At 66.6% G+C, this 15,946-nt stretch carries 13 protein-coding genes; 11 read left to right on the top strand and 2 right to left on the bottom strand.

What is annotated here, in order from left to right; all coding sequences use genetic code 11:
* Nucleotides 1-64 precede the first annotated feature (64 nt).
* Genes NG900_RS23370 through NG900_RS23330 form a run of 9 tightly spaced genes read left to right on the top strand, consistent with a single transcriptional unit; the run spans nucleotide 65 to nucleotide 10,594 of the window.
* The gene (locus NG900_RS23370) at nucleotides 65-1,039 is read left to right on the top strand and encodes a LysR family transcriptional regulator (RefSeq protein ID WP_252684219.1); all 975 of its coding nucleotides are present in this window, start codon (nucleotides 65-67) and stop codon (nucleotides 1,037-1,039) included.
* Nucleotides 1,036-2,544, top strand: a complete 1,509-nt coding sequence (locus NG900_RS23365; RefSeq protein WP_252684217.1) for a flavin-containing monooxygenase — start codon at nucleotides 1,036-1,038, stop codon at nucleotides 2,542-2,544. The genes NG900_RS23370 and NG900_RS23365 overlap by 4 nt, the downstream gene beginning before the upstream one ends.
* A complete protein-coding gene (locus NG900_RS23360) occupies nucleotides 2,541-3,524 on the top strand; it encodes an ABC transporter permease (RefSeq protein WP_252684215.1) in 984 nt (327 codons plus the stop codon). The genes NG900_RS23365 and NG900_RS23360 overlap by 4 nt, the downstream gene beginning before the upstream one ends.
* Nucleotides 3,521-4,456, top strand: coding sequence for an ABC transporter permease (locus NG900_RS23355; RefSeq protein ID WP_252684213.1), 936 nt, complete (start codon nucleotides 3,521-3,523; stop codon nucleotides 4,454-4,456). The genes NG900_RS23360 and NG900_RS23355 overlap by 4 nt, the downstream gene beginning before the upstream one ends.
* A gap of 8 nt (nucleotides 4,457-4,464) precedes the next feature.
* The gene (locus tag NG900_RS23350; protein WP_252684211.1) at nucleotides 4,465-5,481 is read left to right on the top strand and encodes an ABC transporter ATP-binding protein; all 1,017 of its coding nucleotides are present in this window, start codon (nucleotides 4,465-4,467) and stop codon (nucleotides 5,479-5,481) included.
* Nucleotides 5,478-6,479: an ABC transporter ATP-binding protein gene (locus tag NG900_RS23345; RefSeq protein ID WP_252684209.1), complete on the top strand. Its 1,002-nt coding sequence runs from the start codon at nucleotides 5,478-5,480 to the stop codon at nucleotides 6,477-6,479. Before NG900_RS23350 ends, NG900_RS23345 begins: the two co-directional genes overlap by 4 nt.
* Nucleotides 6,480-6,508: 29 nt before the next feature.
* Nucleotides 6,509-8,077 carry an ABC transporter substrate-binding protein gene (locus NG900_RS23340; protein ID WP_252684207.1) on the top strand — a complete coding sequence of 523 codons (1,569 nt, stop codon included), beginning with the start codon at nucleotides 6,509-6,511 and terminating at the stop codon, nucleotides 8,075-8,077.
* Between the two features lie 7 nt (nucleotides 8,078-8,084).
* Nucleotides 8,085-10,007, top strand: a complete 1,923-nt coding sequence (locus tag NG900_RS23335) for an acyl-CoA thioester hydrolase/BAAT C-terminal domain-containing protein (RefSeq protein WP_252684205.1) — start codon at nucleotides 8,085-8,087, stop codon at nucleotides 10,005-10,007.
* Nucleotides 10,004-10,594 carry a peroxidase-related enzyme gene (locus NG900_RS23330; protein ID WP_252684203.1) on the top strand — a complete coding sequence of 197 codons (591 nt, stop codon included), beginning with the start codon at nucleotides 10,004-10,006 and terminating at the stop codon, nucleotides 10,592-10,594. Before NG900_RS23335 ends, NG900_RS23330 begins: the two co-directional genes overlap by 4 nt.
* A gap of 66 nt (nucleotides 10,595-10,660) precedes the next feature.
* Here the strand turns inward: NG900_RS23330 and NG900_RS23325 are convergent, their stop codons facing one another.
* Together NG900_RS23325 and NG900_RS23320 are read right to left on the bottom strand one after the other, a co-directional pair.
* Nucleotides 10,661-10,903, bottom strand: a complete 243-nt coding sequence (locus tag NG900_RS23325) for a hypothetical protein (protein WP_252684201.1) — start codon at nucleotides 10,901-10,903, stop codon at nucleotides 10,661-10,663.
* A 75-nt stretch (nucleotides 10,904-10,978) separates the two neighbouring features.
* Nucleotides 10,979-12,379 (bottom strand): FAD-binding oxidoreductase, encoded by a 1,401-nt coding sequence (locus NG900_RS23320; RefSeq protein WP_252684199.1) that lies wholly within the window; start codon nucleotides 12,377-12,379, stop codon nucleotides 10,979-10,981.
* 209 nt (nucleotides 12,380-12,588) lie between these two features.
* Between NG900_RS23320 and NG900_RS23315 the strand changes: the two genes are divergently transcribed.
* Together NG900_RS23315 and NG900_RS23310 are read left to right on the top strand one after the other, a co-directional pair.
* A complete protein-coding gene (locus tag NG900_RS23315; RefSeq protein ID WP_252684197.1) occupies nucleotides 12,589-12,846 on the top strand; it encodes a DUF4242 domain-containing protein in 258 nt (85 codons plus the stop codon).
* 141 nt (nucleotides 12,847-12,987) lie between these two features.
* A complete protein-coding gene (locus NG900_RS23310) occupies nucleotides 12,988-15,924 on the top strand; it encodes an ATP-binding protein (protein ID WP_252684195.1) in 2,937 nt (978 codons plus the stop codon).
* Nucleotides 15,925-15,946: the final 22 nt, after the last annotated feature.

Below are 15,946 nucleotides of genomic sequence, written 5' to 3'. Positions count from 1 at the left end.
GAATTCGCATACTGCCTCTACCAGAATGCACAAACCACATGCATGACTGGGATCAAACAGGCGGATGGAACTCCGACAACTCGAAGCGTTCGCGGCGGTCATGTCGACCGGCAGCGTCACTGCGGCGGGCAAGCTGCTAGGCCGTTCGCAGCCCGCCATCAGCCGGCTCATCCAGGATCTGGAAGCGGAGATCGGCTATGCCCTTTTTACGCGCGCGGGGCCACGGGTCTCGCCCACGGAGCAGGGTTTCCTGTTGTATGAAGACGTTGAGCACACGCTGATCAGCTTACGTCAGATCCGCACGCGTGCCGAAGAAATCGCGCGCGGCGAGGCGCGCCCGCTGCGCCTGGCGGCCACGTCTGCGCTGGCGGCGGGGCTGCTGCCCGCAGCGCTGGCCGAGGAGCCTGAGCTCGCGCAGCACATCCAGATCCGCAGCGCCTCGCCCGAGCAGGTCGTGCATGCCGTGCTGACCGGCGCGGCCGACCTCGGCATCAGCAGCCTGCCGCTGGAACATCGCGGCGTGACCGTGCACTGGATCGGCGAAGCCGCGTGCGTGGCCGCCGTGCGGGCAAGCGACCCGCTGGCCGCCGGCAAGCGCATGGCACTGGCCGATTGCGCGGGAAAGCGCATCATCACGATGCACAACCCGTACCGCCTGCGCCGCCGCCTGGATCAGGCTCTGGCCCAGGCCGGCGTAGCACCCACGTCGCTCATCGAGACAAACGCCTCGTTCAATGCGCTGACCGCCGTGCGCGCGGGCCTGGGCGTGGCGCTGCTGGAGCCGGTTACGGCGTACGGCGTGCCCATCGAGGGCGTGACAGTGCGCCCGATTGATGCCGATATCCCCTTCTTCTTTGGCGTGATCACGCCCGAAGCCAAGCGGCCGTCGGCGGCCGTGACCTCGCTGATCGACGCCCTCTCTCGCGCCGCGCAGCGCCTGCTGCCCGACTGCAAGCTCCACGACCCGGCGCGCCACGCGAGCATGCTGCAGGTGCTCTACGGCGACCCTATCAACGAAACCGAAGGCGCGTCCGCATGACCGCTGCACAACAACACAACACGCTGCAAACCGCCCAGACCCATGGGCTTGCCGCGCTGGAAGCCCGCCTGCACCAGGATCTGTCGTGGCTGGAGTTGCCCGCCAAAAATTGGACACTGCCGCATACGGTCGATGGGCAGCCCGTGCTCGACGTGGCCGTCATCGGGGGCGGCATGGCCGGCCTGGCGGCGGCGGCATCGCTCAAACACCTCGGCGTGGGCGTGGTGGTGTTCGACCGCTCGCCCGCCGGCTTTGAGGGCCCGTGGGCGACCACTGCGCGCATGGAAACCCTGCGCTCGCCCAAGCAGCTGACCGGCCCTGCGCTCGGGCTGCCGGCGCTGACGTTCCGCGCATGGTTCGAGGCGCAGTTCGGCACCGATGCGTGGGAGGTACTCGACAAGATTCCGCGCCTGCAGTGGATGGACTACCTGCGCTGGTACCGCCGCGTGCTGCAGCTGGACGTGCGCAACGAACACCATGTGAAGGCGATCCTGCCGCGTGCGGACGGTGCCGTGGAGTTGCTGATCGACGCACCGGGCCAGCCGACCCAGCGCGTGTTTGCGCGCCGCGTGGTGCTGGCCACCGGGCGAGATGGCCTGGGTGGCCCGTCGGTGCCCGACTTTGCACAGCGGCTGCCGCGCAACCGGTGGGCGCACTCGTCGGACGATATGGACTACGGCACGCTGGCTGGCAAGCGCATCGGTGTGATCGGCGCGGGCGCATCGGCGATGGACTCCGCCGCGACGGCGCTGGAAGCGGGCGCCGCCAGCGTCGACATGCTCATTCGCCGCCCCGACCTGCCGCGCGTGAACAAGGGCAAGGGCGCAGGCAGCCCAGGCCTCGTGCACGGCCACGTGCATCTGCCCGACGCGTGGAAATGGCGCATCCGCCATTACATCAACGTCGAACAGGTGCCCCCGCCGCGCGGCAGCACGCTGCGCGTATCGCGGCACCCGAATGCGCGCTTCAACCTCGGCTGCGGCATCCTGCGCGTGGACGAGCGCGACGGCGTATTGCATGTGATGACCACCAAGGGCGTCTTCCACCTCGATTTCCTGATCTTTTCGACGGGCTTCCGCACCGATTGGACCGCCCGCCCCGAGTTCAGCGCGCTGGCGCCGCACATCCGACAATGGCGCGACCGCTACACACCCCGCCCCGGCGAGGAAGACGCGGAACTCGCCGATTCGCCCGATCTGGGCCACGCTTTCGAATTCCGCGAGAAAACGCCTGGCGCACTGCCCGGCCTCTCGCACGTGCACTGCTTCTGCTACCCGGCGTCGGTCACGCACGGCAGCGTCTCCGGCGACATCCCGGCCATCAGCGAAGGCGCGAAGCGTCTGGCGCAAGGCATTGCCGGGCTGCTGTACCAGGACGACATCGACGCGCACTACGCCGCCATCCAGGCCTTTGCCGAGCCGGAAATCTTCGGCGATGAGTGGACGCCCGCTCTGCCGCCCGCAGTCGAAGTCGACACGGCACCGAGCCAGGAGGCCGCGCAATGACCGCCTGGCTCATCCGCCGCATCGGCCAGGCCCTGCTGGTAGTCCTGGTGATGACGATGATCGTCTTTGTCGGGCTGCACGCCATCGGCAACCCGGTCGACATCCTGATCGGCCAGGACGTCGACCAGATCGACCGCGCGCGCATCATTGCCGAGCTGGGTCTGGACAAGCCACTGTGGGAGCAATACCTCGCGTTCCTGAACGGCGCGCTGCACGGCAATCTGGGCAAGAGCTTCGTCTACAACGAACCGGCCATCCAGCTCATCCTGCAACGCCTGCCGGCCACGCTGGAGCTGGCATTTTCAGCGCTGATCATCGCGGTGGTGATCGGGGTGCCGCTGGGACTGTTCGCGGGGCTGTATCCGCGTCACCCGGTGTCGCGGCTGCTGATGATGGGCAGCGTGGTGGGCTTCTCGCTGCCGACGTTCTGGGTTGGCCTGATGCTGATCATGGCGTTCAGCGTGAGCCTCGGCTGGCTGCCCGCCAGCGGGCGTGGCGAGACTGCCCGCCTGTTCGGCATCGAGTGGTCTTGGCTGACGGTAGATGGGCTGCGGCACCTGGTGCTGCCGGCGGTCAACCTGTCGCTGTTCAAGCTCTCGCTGGTGCTGCGGCTCACGTCTGCCGGTGTGCGCGAGGTACTGCCGCAAGATTTCGTGAAGTTCGCGCGTGCCAAAGGGCTATCGCCGCTGCGCGTGGTGCTGGCGCATGTGCTGCGCAACACGCTGATCCCGCTGGTGACAGTGCTGGGCCTGGAACTGGGCTCGACCATCGCCTTTGCCGTGGTGACGGAGAGCATCTTTGCGTGGCCCGGTGCGGGCAAGCTGATTCTCGACAGCATCAACGCGCTGGATCGCCCGGTCATCGTTTCCTATCTCATCGTCGTGGTGTGCCTGTTCGTGTCACTCAACCTGATCGTCGACATCCTGTATCGCCTGCTTGACCCGCGTGTGCGTGCGGCAGACTCCGCGGAGGCTGCATGAACACGACTCCGCAATCCGCCGCAACGACGGCCTCAACGGTAGCCCATGCGCCGCGCAAGCAATCGCCCTGGCGTCGCGTTCTGTCGGATTTTCTGGCATCCAAGGCGGCCGTCCTCGGGCTGGTGGTGGTGGTGGTGCTGATCCTGGCCGCGCTGGCCGCACCTTGGATCACGCCGCAGAACCCGTACGACCTGATGCAGCTCGATGTGCTGGATTCGCGCCTGCCGCCGGGCTCGCCCAACGGTTTGGGCACGTTCACGTACTGGCTCGGCACCGATGGCCAGGGGCGTGATCTGTACTCGGGCATCCTCTATGGCCTGCGCATCAGCCTGGGCGTCGGCATCGGCTCGGCGGCAGTGGCGGCTGTGATCGGCACGTTGCTCGGGCTGATTGCCGCCTACGCGGGCGGCAAGGTCGACAGCATCATCATGCGCACGGTCGACCTGCTGCTGTCGTTCCCGTCGGTGCTGGTGGCGATGATGATCCTCGCGTACCTCGGCAAGAGCATCACCAACGTGGTGCTGACGCTGGTCCTGCTGGAGTGGGCGTACTACGCGCGCACGGTGCGTGGGCAGGCGCTGGTCGAGCGCCGCCGCGAATACGTGGAAGCCGCGCGCTCGCTCGCCCTGCCCGGCTGGCGCATCGCGATCAAGCACATCCTGCCGAACTGCCTGCCGCCGCTCATCGTCGTGGGCACGCTCCAGGTGGCGCGCGCCATCACGCTGGAAGCCACCCTTTCATTCCTGGGCCTGGGCGTGCCGATTACCGAGCCGTCTCTGGGCCTGCTCATTGCCAACGGATACCAATACATGCTGTCTGGCCAGTACTGGATCAGTTTCTATCCGGGCATCGCGCTGCTGTCGGCGCTGGTGGCCATCAACCTGGTGGGCGACCGCCTGCGCGAAGTGCTCAACCCGAGGACGCAACGATGAGTGCGTCCATGAGTGCATCGCCCCACGCCAACACCCTGGAAGTGCGCAACCTGCGCACGCATTTCTTCACCCGCGAAGGCGTGCTGCCGGCCGTGGACGACGTGTCGTTCGCGCTGGAGCGCGGCCGTATCCTCGGGCTGGTTGGGGAATCGGGCTCGGGCAAGTCGGTCACCGGGTTCTCGATCATGGGTCTGGTGGACCCGCCCGGCCGCGTGGTCGGCGGCGAGATCCTCTACCAGGGCCGCGACCTCACCAAGCTGCCGCCGCGCGAGCTGCGCAAGCTGCAGGGCAACCGCATCGCCATGGTCTTTCAAGACCCGATGATGACGCTCAACCCCGTGCTGCGCATCGACGCCCAGATGATCGAGGCCGTGCGCGCGCACAGCAGCATGAGCCACAAACAAGCCCGCGAACATGCACGTGACACGCTGGGCCTGATGGGCATTCCCAGCCCGGAAGAGCGGCTGCGCGCGTATCCGCATCAGCTCTCGGGCGGCATGCGGCAGCGCGTGGCGATTGCCATTGCGATGCTGCATCGCCCCGACCTGATCATTGCCGACGAACCGACCACCGCGCTGGACGTGACCATCCAGGCGCAGATCCTGTCGGAGGTGCAGAAGCTCGCGCGCCAGCACGGCACCGCGCTGATCTGGATCACGCATGACCTGTCCGTGGTGGCCGGTCTGGCCGATGAAGTGGCGGTGATGTACGCCGGCCGCATCGTCGAACACGGCCCAGTGGATGCCGTGCTCGATGCGCCGCTGCACCCCTACACGATGGGCCTGATCGACAGCCTGCCTAGCGAGAACCGCCGCGGCCAGCGCCTGCGCCAGATTCCGGGCATGACGCCGAACCTGTTGTCGCTGCCGGCGGGCTGCGCGTTTGCGGCACGCTGCCCGCGCGCCACCGATGTCTGTGGTGTCCGTCCTGAAATCACGCAACCGATGCCGAACCGCCTCGTGCGCTGCTTCCATCCGGGCACGCTGCACGCGCCGGGAAGCCACAACCAGCAGGAGGTTGCATGAGCACACCTCTTGTCGAACTCAAGCACGTCAGCAAGCGCTTTGGCGATCGCAGGAGCGGCGCGGGCGACCGCATGCTGCAACGCTTCGGCCTAGCGCATCCACCGTCGGTGGTGCGGGCCGTGGATGGCGTCGATCTCGCGATCCAGCCCGGTGAAGTCGTTGGCCTGGTCGGCGAATCGGGCTGCGGCAAATCCACGCTCGGCCGGATTGCCGCGGGCCTGATGCCCCCATCGGCGGGTGAGGTGCTCGTTAGCGGCAAGGCCGTCGAACAACTTTCCGCCGACGAAGCTCGCGCCGCCCGCCTGAAGATCCAGATGATCTTCCAGGACCCGTACGCCAGCCTCAACCCGCGTCTGCGCGTGGAAGAGATCGTCGGCGAGGCGGCGCGCGTGCACGGCCTGACCGACCGCGCCAACTTTGCCGACTACGTGGCCGCGCAGATGCAGCGCGCAGGTCTGGACCCCGCCCTGCGCGACCGCTACCCGCACCAGTTCAGCGGCGGCCAGCGGCAGCGCATCGGCATTGCACGCGCGCTGGCGGTGCAGCCGTCGATGCTCGTCTGCGATGAAGCGGTGGCCGCGCTGGACGTGTCGATCCAGGCGCAGATCCTGAACCTGTTCATGGACCTGCGCGAGCAGCTCAACCTGACCTACCTCTTCATCAGCCACGACCTGGGCGTGGTGGAGCACCTGTCAGACCGCGTGGTGATCATGTACCTGGGCCGCGTGGTGGAATCGGCGCCGGCGGAGGAAGTCTTCCGCCACCCGAACCATCCGTACACGCAGACGCTGCTGGCGGAAATTCCGCGTCTGTCGGCACGGCACAAAACGTTCACGGCCATCCAGGGGGAGATGCCGAGCCCGCTGCACCCGCCCACCGGCTGCCATTTCCACCCGCGCTGTCCGCACGCCATGCCGCGCTGCAAGACCGAAACGCCGACCTTGAAAGGCATCGCGGTCAATCACATCAGCGCCTGTCATTTGAACGACCTCCAATAAGCCAACGATTCCCAAAAAAAGGAACCACTGTGAAACGCCTCCTTGCCTCGTCGCTTGCCGTTGCCCTGTTCGCTGCCGCTGGGGCGGTGGGCGCGCAGACGCTGAACATTGCCTTTGCCGATCCGCTGTCGTCACTGGATCCGCAACTGAACAACCACGCGGGCGATCGCTCCGTCGACGTGCACTTCTGGGATCTGCTGGTCGAGAACAAGTGGAACAAGCTGCAGCCCGGCCTGGCACTGTCGTGGAAGACGCTGGACCCGAAGACGTGGGAATTCAAGCTGCGCCCCAACGTGAAGTGGCACGACGGCCAGCCGTTCACGGCGGATGACGTCATCTTCTCGTACCAGCGCGCGCGCAGCGTGCCGGGCAGCGTGGCGACCTTCGCGGGCTACCTGCGCACGGTGGAATCCGTCACGGCCAAGGACCCACTCACGCTCATCATCAAGACGAACATCCCGAACCCGGACCTGCCGCTGAACCTGGCGTCCGTGCACATCGTCAGCAAGCACGTGGGCGAGAAGTCTTCCACCGAGGACTACAACGCCGGCCGCGCCGTGGTGGGTACGGGCCCATACAAGTTTGTCTCGTACGTGCCCGGCGACCGCGTGGTGATGGCGCGCAACGACAACTACTGGGGCGGCAAGCAGATCTGGGAGAAGGTCAACTACCGCTACATCAACAACGCCGCTGCACGCACGGCCAACCTGCTCTCGGGCGAGGTGGACGTGATCGACAAGGTGTCGGTGTCGGACCTCGCGCGCCTGCGCCAGTCACCCAACGTAAAGGTGTTCGCCTACCCCGGCCTGCGCGTGATGCTGCTGCAGCCGAGCTTCCGCAAGGGTGAAAACCAGTACATCACCGGCAACGACGGCAAGCCGCTGCCGAACAACCCGCTGCTGGATGTGCGCGTACGCCAGGCGCTGTCGCTGGCGATTGATCGCAAGGCGATCGTCGATCGCATCCTGCAAGGTGCCGCCACCGTCGCCAACCAGTGGATGCCGTCGGACACCTACGGCTACAACCCCGAGGTCAAGAACATTGCCTACGACCCGGCGCAAGCGAAGAAGCTGCTGGCCGAGGCCGGTTTCCCGCAGGGCTTCAACCTGGTGATGCACGTGCCGAACGACCGCTACCCGCAAGGCCCGGAAACGGCGCAGGCGGTGGCGCAGTTCTGGACGCGCATCGGCGTGAAGGCGCGCGTGGAGGTGGTGCCCTGGTCGGTCTACTCCGGCCGCGCCAACAAGAATGAATACGCGATGAGCATGCTGGCGTGGGGCAACGGCACAGGCGAGGCGAGCTATGCGCTGGTCAACGTGCTGGCCACCGTCGACACCAAGAAAGGCCTGGGCGCGTCCAACTGGGGCCACTACAGCAACCCGGCCGTGGACAACGCGCTGAACGCCTCCACCGAAGAGTTCAACACCGAGAAGCGCGCTGCCATCCTGCGCCACTCGGTCAAGCTGGTGTCGGACGACGTGGGCGTGGTGCCGCTGTACCACTACCAGAACGTGTGGGCCGCCAAGAAGGGCCTGAAGGTGACCCCGATGACCAGCGACCGCACGGCCGCGCAGATGGTCACCAAGGACGGCAAGTAAGCACGCCATGGGGAATTTCGTGCTCAGCGTTACACCGGCGGATGACCTGATCGACGTATCGCGCCAGATCGTCGTGACGGGGCTGGCGCCCGGCGCACAGGTCGGCATCGTCGCGCAGACAAATCGGGCAGGTAACAAAAATGCGGGCGTACTCTGGCATGCCCGCGCCGCATTCGTAGCCGACGCGCAAGGCACCGTCGACCTGACCCGTGATGCGCCTGTCTCCGGCGATGGGATCAGCGACTACAGCGGCGTCAGCGCCATGGGCCTGGTCTGGAGCCAGCGCCCCGAAGACGGCAAGGCGCGCGAGGTGTTTCCGCCGTTGTCCGCAGCAGGGTTCGAACCGCTGACGACCACGCTCACAGCCACGGCGAATGGCGAGTCCGTCCACGCGAGCTTCGTGCAGCGGCTCGCCGCGCCGGGTGTGACACGTCACGAGGTGCGCGATGAAGGGTTGGTCGGCACGCTCTACCTTCCGGATCCGTATGCGCACCCGGGCCCCCGCCCGGCGGTGCTGATCCTGAATGGCTCGGGTGGCGGCATCAACGAGCCGCGCGCGGCGCTGTATGCCTCCCACGGTTATGCTGCGTTTGCGCTCGCCTACTTCAAGGCGCCGGGGTTGTCGGACTACATCTCCAACACGCCGCTGGAGTATTTCGAGCGAGCACTCGCCTGGCTGCGCAAGCGTGTCGAACCGCTGCACGACTTTGTCGCGGTGAGCGGCCAGTCGCGCGGTGGCGAGTTGGCACTGCTGCTGGGCGCGACGTTCCCCGAGGCGGTCTCTGCGGTGATCGGCTACGTACCGGGGGCCGTGGTGCACAGCGGGCAGAACGCCGCCGACCCCGCCGTCGGCCGCGAAGGCCCGACGTGGCTGTATCGCGGCCAGCCGCTGCCGCATCTGTGGGAAGGCAATCGCACCGCCAGCTGGGCGCCGTTCGACGAAGGCCCGGCGCCGCATCGGCATGAGCGCGCCATCCGCACCGCACTTCAGGACCCCGACGCCGTGGCGCGTGCGCGCATCCGCATCGAGCGTGCGCGCGGGCCCGTACTGCTGCTCTCCGCCACCGACGATGGCTCGTGGCCCTCGGGCGACTACTCGCGCATGGTCACCGCCAAGCTGGCCGAGGTGCGCCACCCCTACCCCGTTGAGCATTTCGACTACGAAGGCGCGGGCCACGCCATCGTCTTCCCGTATGTGCCGACCACGCAGCTCGTCTATGCGCACCCGGTGTCTGGTCGCATCAGCACCGGCGGTGGCGAGCCGCGTGCCAATGCCCGCGCCGATGCGCAGTCGTGGGCCGCCGTGCGACGTTTCCTCGCCAGCGCAGTGGCTGCGCGCGGCGCCTCCGTACCCGATTCTCGGAGCCTTTCATCCATGGATTTCACGCCCACCCAAGATGTGGTCGACCACGTTGCCGGTCTGGACGAGGGCAGCACCACACATGCGCTGCGCCACACCCGCGAGAAGGTCGCCACTGCCACGCAAGGCAGCTATGACGGGTTGTTCGACGCAGCCCTGCCCGGCCTCACGCTCGGTGAGCGCCTGCTCGTGGCGCTCTACGCCTGCCGCCTGACGCCCGCGCCCGAACTGGCCGAGCACTACCGACTGCGTCTGGCCGACACGCCCGTCGACACGGACGCCCTGCAAGCCATCGAACACGGCGATGTGGACGCAGTGGACACGCTGGCCGACACACGCCTGCGCGCCATCCTCGCCTTCACGCGCACGCTGGTCGAGCGCCCCATCGAAGGCGACCGTGATGCGCTGCTGCGCCTGCCCGCTGCCGGCCTCGCCACCGCAGACGTCGTCACGCTCGCGCAACTCATCGCCTTCCTGTCGTATCAGACGCGGCTGGTGGCCGGCCTGCGCGCATTGAATGCACTGAACGGGGCCAACACCTCCCCCGCCTCCACGGAGACCGCAGCATGACCGAGATCATCCGCGCCCACGGCTTCACCAACGAATCGCTCGAATGGAATGCGTGGCTCGATGTGGTCGACCTGGACCGCGCCACGCCTGAGCAGATCGCCGTGCTGGAAGAGAGCCACCCGAAAGCGAAAACCTCGGACTACTACCGCTTCCTCGTCCACCAGCCGGAGATCCTGCGTCAGCGCTCAGCTGCATTCAACGCGATCATGTATGCGCCCGGCGGCCTGTCGCGCGCTGAACGAGAACTCGCCAGCGCGGTGGTATCACGTGTGAACGGCTGTGTGTATTGCGCCTCCGTTCACGCCCAGCGCTTCGAGCAGCTGGCCAAGCGCAACGACGTCATCAAGCAGGTCTTCGAAGACCCGCACACCGCCGGCACGAACGCGCGCGAACGGGCCATCGCGCTGTTCTCCATCGACCTGACGCTGCGCCCCGGCGATGTGCGCGCCGAAGACCTGAAACCACTCAAGGCCGCCGGGCTGACGGATGCGGAGATCCTCGACCTCATCCACGCCGTGGCGATCTTCGCGTGGGCCAACCGGTTGATGCTGAACCTGGGCGAGCCGGTGTTTCCGGAAGCGGCCTGAGCGCCTCGCACCGCATCAAAGAAAGAAACCGCAGGTTTGCGCCTGCGGTTTTTTTTTGCCGAAAGGCTAGCGGGCGCAGTCCGTCATCGGCGCGTGCGTGCCGTCGGTATAGGAATCGAACTTGCCGGCCTTTGCGCCGTCTGCGTAGACGTCGAATTTCGTCGCAAGTCCGCCATCGGTGTAGGGATTGCGTGCCTCCATGGCGGCGGCGCCATCCGTGTACATATCCCGCGTGGCACTGGCATGCGCCACAGTCGCACCCAACGCAGCGACGATCGCCGCGGCGAGGGTCCACAGTCTCTTGTCCATTTCACACCTCCTTTCCTGCAGGATGGGTTTCCTGCAGCCAACGCTCATACCGCCAAGTTGCCAAGGCTGACACGCTCACGACGCCGGCCGCACGTTCTGGTTGACGCGGAACAGGTTGCCCGGGTCGTATCGGGCCTTGATCGCGGCCAGCCGGGCGTAGTTGTCGCGGTAGGTCGCCTGCACGCGCTCCTGCCCTTCGTCCATCATGAAGTTCACGTAGGCGCCGCCTGCCGAATACGGGTGCAGTGCATCCCAGTAGCCCTTGCACCAGTTGGTGATGCGCTCGCGCTGGGCTGGGTCGGGGTCCACGCCAACAATGACGGCTGCCCACTTCGAATCGCGGTAGGCGAACGGCGTTTCCTTGCGCCCCATGCGATGCACGGCGGCATCGATCGGATACAGGTGCATCGTCGAGTGCATGGTCGGCAGTTGCGAGCCATGTTCCACATGCAGGGCAATGGCGTCGTCCGGCAGGTCATTGACGAAATCGGCACGCCAGTACCACTGCAGACCCGGCGGATACAGCGCATCGAAGGCGCTTTGCAGTATCGGATAAGGCATCGTCCCGACGCCGTACAACGCGGGCTCCATCGCCCGCACTGGTGCGAAGGCCTCGTCTGCCGCCGCGGGGTCGCCTGAGTAGCACCACACCACGCCGCACATCTTCTGCAAATGCAGTGCCGGCGGAAACGGCGGCGCAGGCGGCACGGTGAGGAACGCGAAAAAGCCATTCAGCTCGGGCGGCGCCTTCGGCATGAAGTCGCGATACCAGCGCAGCACCTCTGCGGCCTGATCGAGCGACCACAGCGTGGGGCCCCCGACGATATGGCTCAGTGCGTGCAGGCGGAACTCGAACGAGGTCACAACGCCGAAGTTGCCGCCGCCGCCGCGCACCGCCCAGAACAGGTCGTCATTGGCATGCGCGCTGGCTGTCACAAAGCTGCCGTCGGCGAGCACGACGTCGACCGACAGCAGATTGTCGATTGTCAGGCCGAAGCGCCGCGCCAGATGGCCGATACCGCCACCCAGGGTGAGCCCGCCGACGCCTGTCGTGCTGATGATGCCGGCCGGCGTGGCCAGACCGAAAGCGTGCGTCGCATGATCGACATCGCCCCAGGTGCAACCGCCCTCGGCACGCACCGTGTGGGCGACCGGATCGACGCGAATGCCGCGCAGCCGGCCCAGGTCGATGACCAGACCGTCATCGCACACACCCAGGCCGCCGCCATTGTGAGCGCCGCCGCGCACCGCCAGAAGCAGGTCGTTCTCGCGCGCGAAGTTGACCGACGCGATCACGTCGGCCACGTCCGCGCACTGCGCGATGAAGCGTGGCCGCTTGTCGATCATTGCGTTATAGACGCGGCGGGCCGCATCGTAGGACGGATCGCCGGGCTCGATCAGCGCCCCACGCAACTGGGCGCGGAATGTCTCCACTGAGGCCTCCACTGAGGCCTGCACCGTAGTGTCTTCCATCATGTTGGCCTCCTTGGCACTTCGGGCAGGGAAATCGTGATGGAAGTCTAGGTAGCGGTCGTCGTCGGTTCTATCCGCTGCCTTGATCATTTTGGCGCGGCGCCCGAACTGTCCTGGGATAGTCAATATTGACTATTTGTTTTGCCCGGTCTTCGGCCTTCAATGAAACGCAATGGCGGCATGGCCCGTCGATGCGTCAGGAGGGAAACCCAATGCCACTGTTCCTCATCGAGCGCCAATTTGCCGACGAGCTGGAGTTGAGCGGCGCGGACGTCGCGAACGTCCAGAAGATCAATGCAGACGTCGGCGTGAACTGGGTCTTTTCGTTCCTCTCGGCCAACCGCAAGAAGACCTATTGCCTGTACGAAGCACCGAGCGCGGAAGCCATCCGGCAGGCGGCGCGCCTGGCCAACCTGCCCGCCGATGCGGTGATCGAGGTCACGCAACTGCGCCCGGAGAGCTTGGTGTAAGGCTTTCGCAACATGCGCTGCACTCGCTGTGACCGCTGGTGCCGGCCGGACGCGAAGTTCTGCGACGGCTGCGGCGCACCGTTGCCGCTTGAGCCTGCAACGCAAGATGATCGGACCGCCAGCACAGAAAGCGGCCAGGCCATGGCCCGCTTCGTCGGCCGCGAGCATGAGCTCGAGGCACTTGATCGCCTGTTGGCGCATGCACACAACGGCACCGGCAGCATCGCAGCGCTCGCCGGAGAGCCCGGCATCGGCAAAACACGCACCGCGGAAATCGTTGCCGAGCGGGCCGAACGGCAAGGTATGCGCGCGTTTTGGGGCCGCTGCAATGAAGAGCCCGGTGCGCCGCCCTACTGGCCCTGGCAACAACTGGTGCGTAGCTGGATCGCCGCGCACGACGAAGACAGCATCAATCGTGCGCTGGCTGGCGGGGTGGCGCCGCTTGCGGAAATCGTGCCCGACCTTGCCGACCGGTTACCTGAACCACTACGCGACCGCGCCGTTGCCGCGCCAAGTACCGAAGTCGCCCAGGCCCGGTTCCGGCTGTTCGATGCCGTGAACACGTTCTGGCAGCGCGCAGCGCAACAGCACCCGCTACTGCTCGTTCTCGACAACCTGCATTGGGCCGATGCGTCATCGCTGCGCCTGCTCGAATTTCTTGCCCCCGACCTGGCTGGCAGCCGCATTCTGCTGCTCGTGACGTACCGTGATGTCGAACTGTCGAGGCAACACCCGCTGTCGGCCACGCTGGGTGAACTGGCGCGCCAACCGCACTTCGAACGGCTGCGCCTGGGCGGGCTGTCCCATGCGGAAACGGCGCACATGATGCATCTGGCCGGCGGGGCAACCTTTGCTGCGGCGCTGGTCGATGCGATTCACGTGCAGACCGAAGGCAACCCCTTGTTCATCGGTGAAATGACGCGCCTGCTCGCACAGGAAGGTTCTGCAGCGGGCACGAGCCGTGCGCTGCGCATTCCCGAAGGCATCAAGGAAGTGATCGGGCGCCGCCTGAATCGCCTGTCCGCCAGCACGAACAAGGTGCTCACCGCCGCAGCCGTCATCGGCCGCGCCTTCGAATTCCGGCTGCTGACCGCCCTGGCGGATGATATCGACGAGGACGCCTGCAGCGCGGCGATCGACGAGGCTCTGCAGGCCCGTGTGGTCGAAGCCTTGCGTGAACCCGGCCACTATCACTTCGCCCATGCCCTGTTTCGCGAGACCCTTTACGACGAGATCCCCGTACCCCGGCGCAGCCGGCTCCACCTGAAGCTCGCGCGCGCCATCGAGATGATCTGCGGCGACGACCTCGAGCCGCATCTCCCCGCACTGGCCCATCACCACTGGGCTGCACTGCCCGGCGGGGATGCCGCGCAGGCCGTGGATTACGCGCAGCGCGCGGCACGGCGCGCCGACTGCCAGCTTGCGCACGAGGAATCGGCGCGCTATTGCCAGATGGCGCTGCAAGCGATGGACGTTGGCACTGGCCTCCCACGCGAGACGCGCTGCAGTCTGCTCAATGCGCTGGGCACCGCGCACAGCCGCGCCGGCGATTGGCTCCAGGCCATGCAGACCTTCAAGGAGGCGGCGCGCCTGAGCGCCGAGTACGGCAACACCAAGGAGCTGGCACACGCGGCACTCGGCTTCGAAACGGCGAGCTGGAGCCCAGGGCTGCCCGGCGGCCCCGCGGCCGAGCTGCTGCGCGAAGCCCTTGCGGCCCAGACCAGCGCCGACCCCGTGATGAACGCCCGCCTGCTGAGCGCCCTCGCGCGCGCCCTCATCTTCAGCGGCGAGGAGGAGCAGGCCATCCGGGTGCATGAGCAGGCCATCGCAGTGGCACGCACCGCCGGCGACCCGGCAACGCTGGCCGATACCCTGGTCGCCACCGTGTCGCTGCGCTGGCAGCAGGAGCGCATCGCCGAGCGCATCGCTGCCTCGGACGAAGCATATGAACTGGCCCGGCAGGCCGGCGATCGCATACTGATGTGCGCGACGCGAGCCTGGCACCTCTTCGATGACTTCGAGCTCGGCGACATGGCGGCCTGGCGCGCAAACCTGGAGGAATACGAGCACGGCGGAGAGACGCTGCGCCTGCCCTTCATCCGCTATACCGCCAGCATGTCGCGCGCCATGCACGCGTTGTTCGAGGGGCGCTTTGCCGATGCGGAGCGCCTGATACCCCGCGCTTACGAAATCGCGCGCCGCATGCCAGGCATGGACGCAGCCGGTGCCTACAGCGTTCAGATGTTCACCCTGCGCCGCGAGCAGGGCCGACTGCACGAGGTGGCACCGCTGGTGGAGCATTTCGTTCAGCACACCAGCGCGATGGATGTCTGGCAGCCCGGAATCGCCTTGATGCACGTCGAGCTTGGCCAGATGGACGCGGCGCGCAAGAAGTTCGACGCACTCGCCGACAGTGACTTCCGTGCGATTGCGCGCGATGGCGTCTGGGTGGCCAATCTCACGTACCTGGCCATTGTCTGCCACGCCCTCGGCGATGCCGCCCGAGCCGTAACGCTGTACCAGTTGCTGGCCCCTTCCAGCGGACGCAACCTGCTGTTCGGTACGGCCATCGCCTCATTCGGCGCGGCCGACGCGATACTCGGCGCACTGAGTGCAACGGTGGGCGACTTGCCGCGAGCCCAGCAACATTTCGAAGCCGCGTTGGCGATGAATGAGCGCCAAGGCGCGCGGCCAGCGCTCGTGCGCACGCGCCTGTACTTTGCCCAGATGCTTTTGCGTCGCGGCGAGCCGGGCGACCTCGAGCATGCCACCCGCTTGCAGAACGCAGCCAGAGAGGAGGCAGCAGCGCTCGGGATGACCAGTGTGGTGGCATGCATTGACGCAGCCAGCGCGTTGGCCCAGACCGCTGCGATGGAGCATTACCCTGCGGGGCTGAGCCGTCGCGAAACTCAAGTGCTGCGTCTGGTGGCCCAGGGCAAGGGCAACCGCCAGATTGCCCGCGAACTGTTTGTCAGCCCGAACACGGTGGCAAACCACGTGAGCAGCATCCTCAGCAAAACGCACAGCGCCAATCGCGCGGAGGCCGCGGCATTTGCCATCCGTCATGCGCTGCTGTGAGCACGTGTTCAGCAGACGTGGT

The organism is Ralstonia soli (assembly GCF_023955655.1).
In the GTDB taxonomy this organism is placed as follows: Bacteria; Pseudomonadota; Gammaproteobacteria; order Burkholderiales; family Burkholderiaceae; genus Ralstonia; species Ralstonia soli.
The sequence above is the reverse complement of the archived record's forward strand: the minus strand, read 5'-3'. Positions and strand labels throughout refer to the sequence as shown.

Coding starts and splice junctions, on each gene's coding strand:
- NG900_RS23350 (WP_252684211.1), top strand. CDS start 4,465: ATGAGTGCATCGCCCCACGCCAACACCCTGGAAGTGCGCAACCTGCGC.
- NG900_RS23320 (WP_252684199.1), bottom strand. CDS start 12,379: ATGATGGAAGACACTACGGTGCAGGCCTCAGTGGAGGCCTCAGTGGAG.
- NG900_RS23345 (WP_252684209.1), top strand. CDS start 5,478: ATGAGCACACCTCTTGTCGAACTCAAGCACGTCAGCAAGCGCTTTGGC.
- NG900_RS23365 (WP_252684217.1), top strand. CDS start 1,036: ATGACCGCTGCACAACAACACAACACGCTGCAAACCGCCCAGACCCAT.
- NG900_RS23355 (WP_252684213.1), top strand. CDS start 3,521: ATGAACACGACTCCGCAATCCGCCGCAACGACGGCCTCAACGGTAGCC.
- NG900_RS23310 (WP_252684195.1), top strand. CDS start 12,988: ATGGCCCGCTTCGTCGGCCGCGAGCATGAGCTCGAGGCACTTGATCGC.
- NG900_RS23330 (WP_252684203.1), top strand. CDS start 10,004: ATGACCGAGATCATCCGCGCCCACGGCTTCACCAACGAATCGCTCGAA.
- NG900_RS23335 (WP_252684205.1), top strand. CDS start 8,085: ATGGGGAATTTCGTGCTCAGCGTTACACCGGCGGATGACCTGATCGAC.
- NG900_RS23370 (WP_252684219.1), top strand. CDS start 65: ATGGAACTCCGACAACTCGAAGCGTTCGCGGCGGTCATGTCGACCGGC.
- NG900_RS23360 (WP_252684215.1), top strand. CDS start 2,541: ATGACCGCCTGGCTCATCCGCCGCATCGGCCAGGCCCTGCTGGTAGTC.
- NG900_RS23325 (WP_252684201.1), bottom strand. CDS start 10,903: ATGGACAAGAGACTGTGGACCCTCGCCGCGGCGATCGTCGCTGCGTTG.
- NG900_RS23315 (WP_252684197.1), top strand. CDS start 12,589: ATGCCACTGTTCCTCATCGAGCGCCAATTTGCCGACGAGCTGGAGTTG.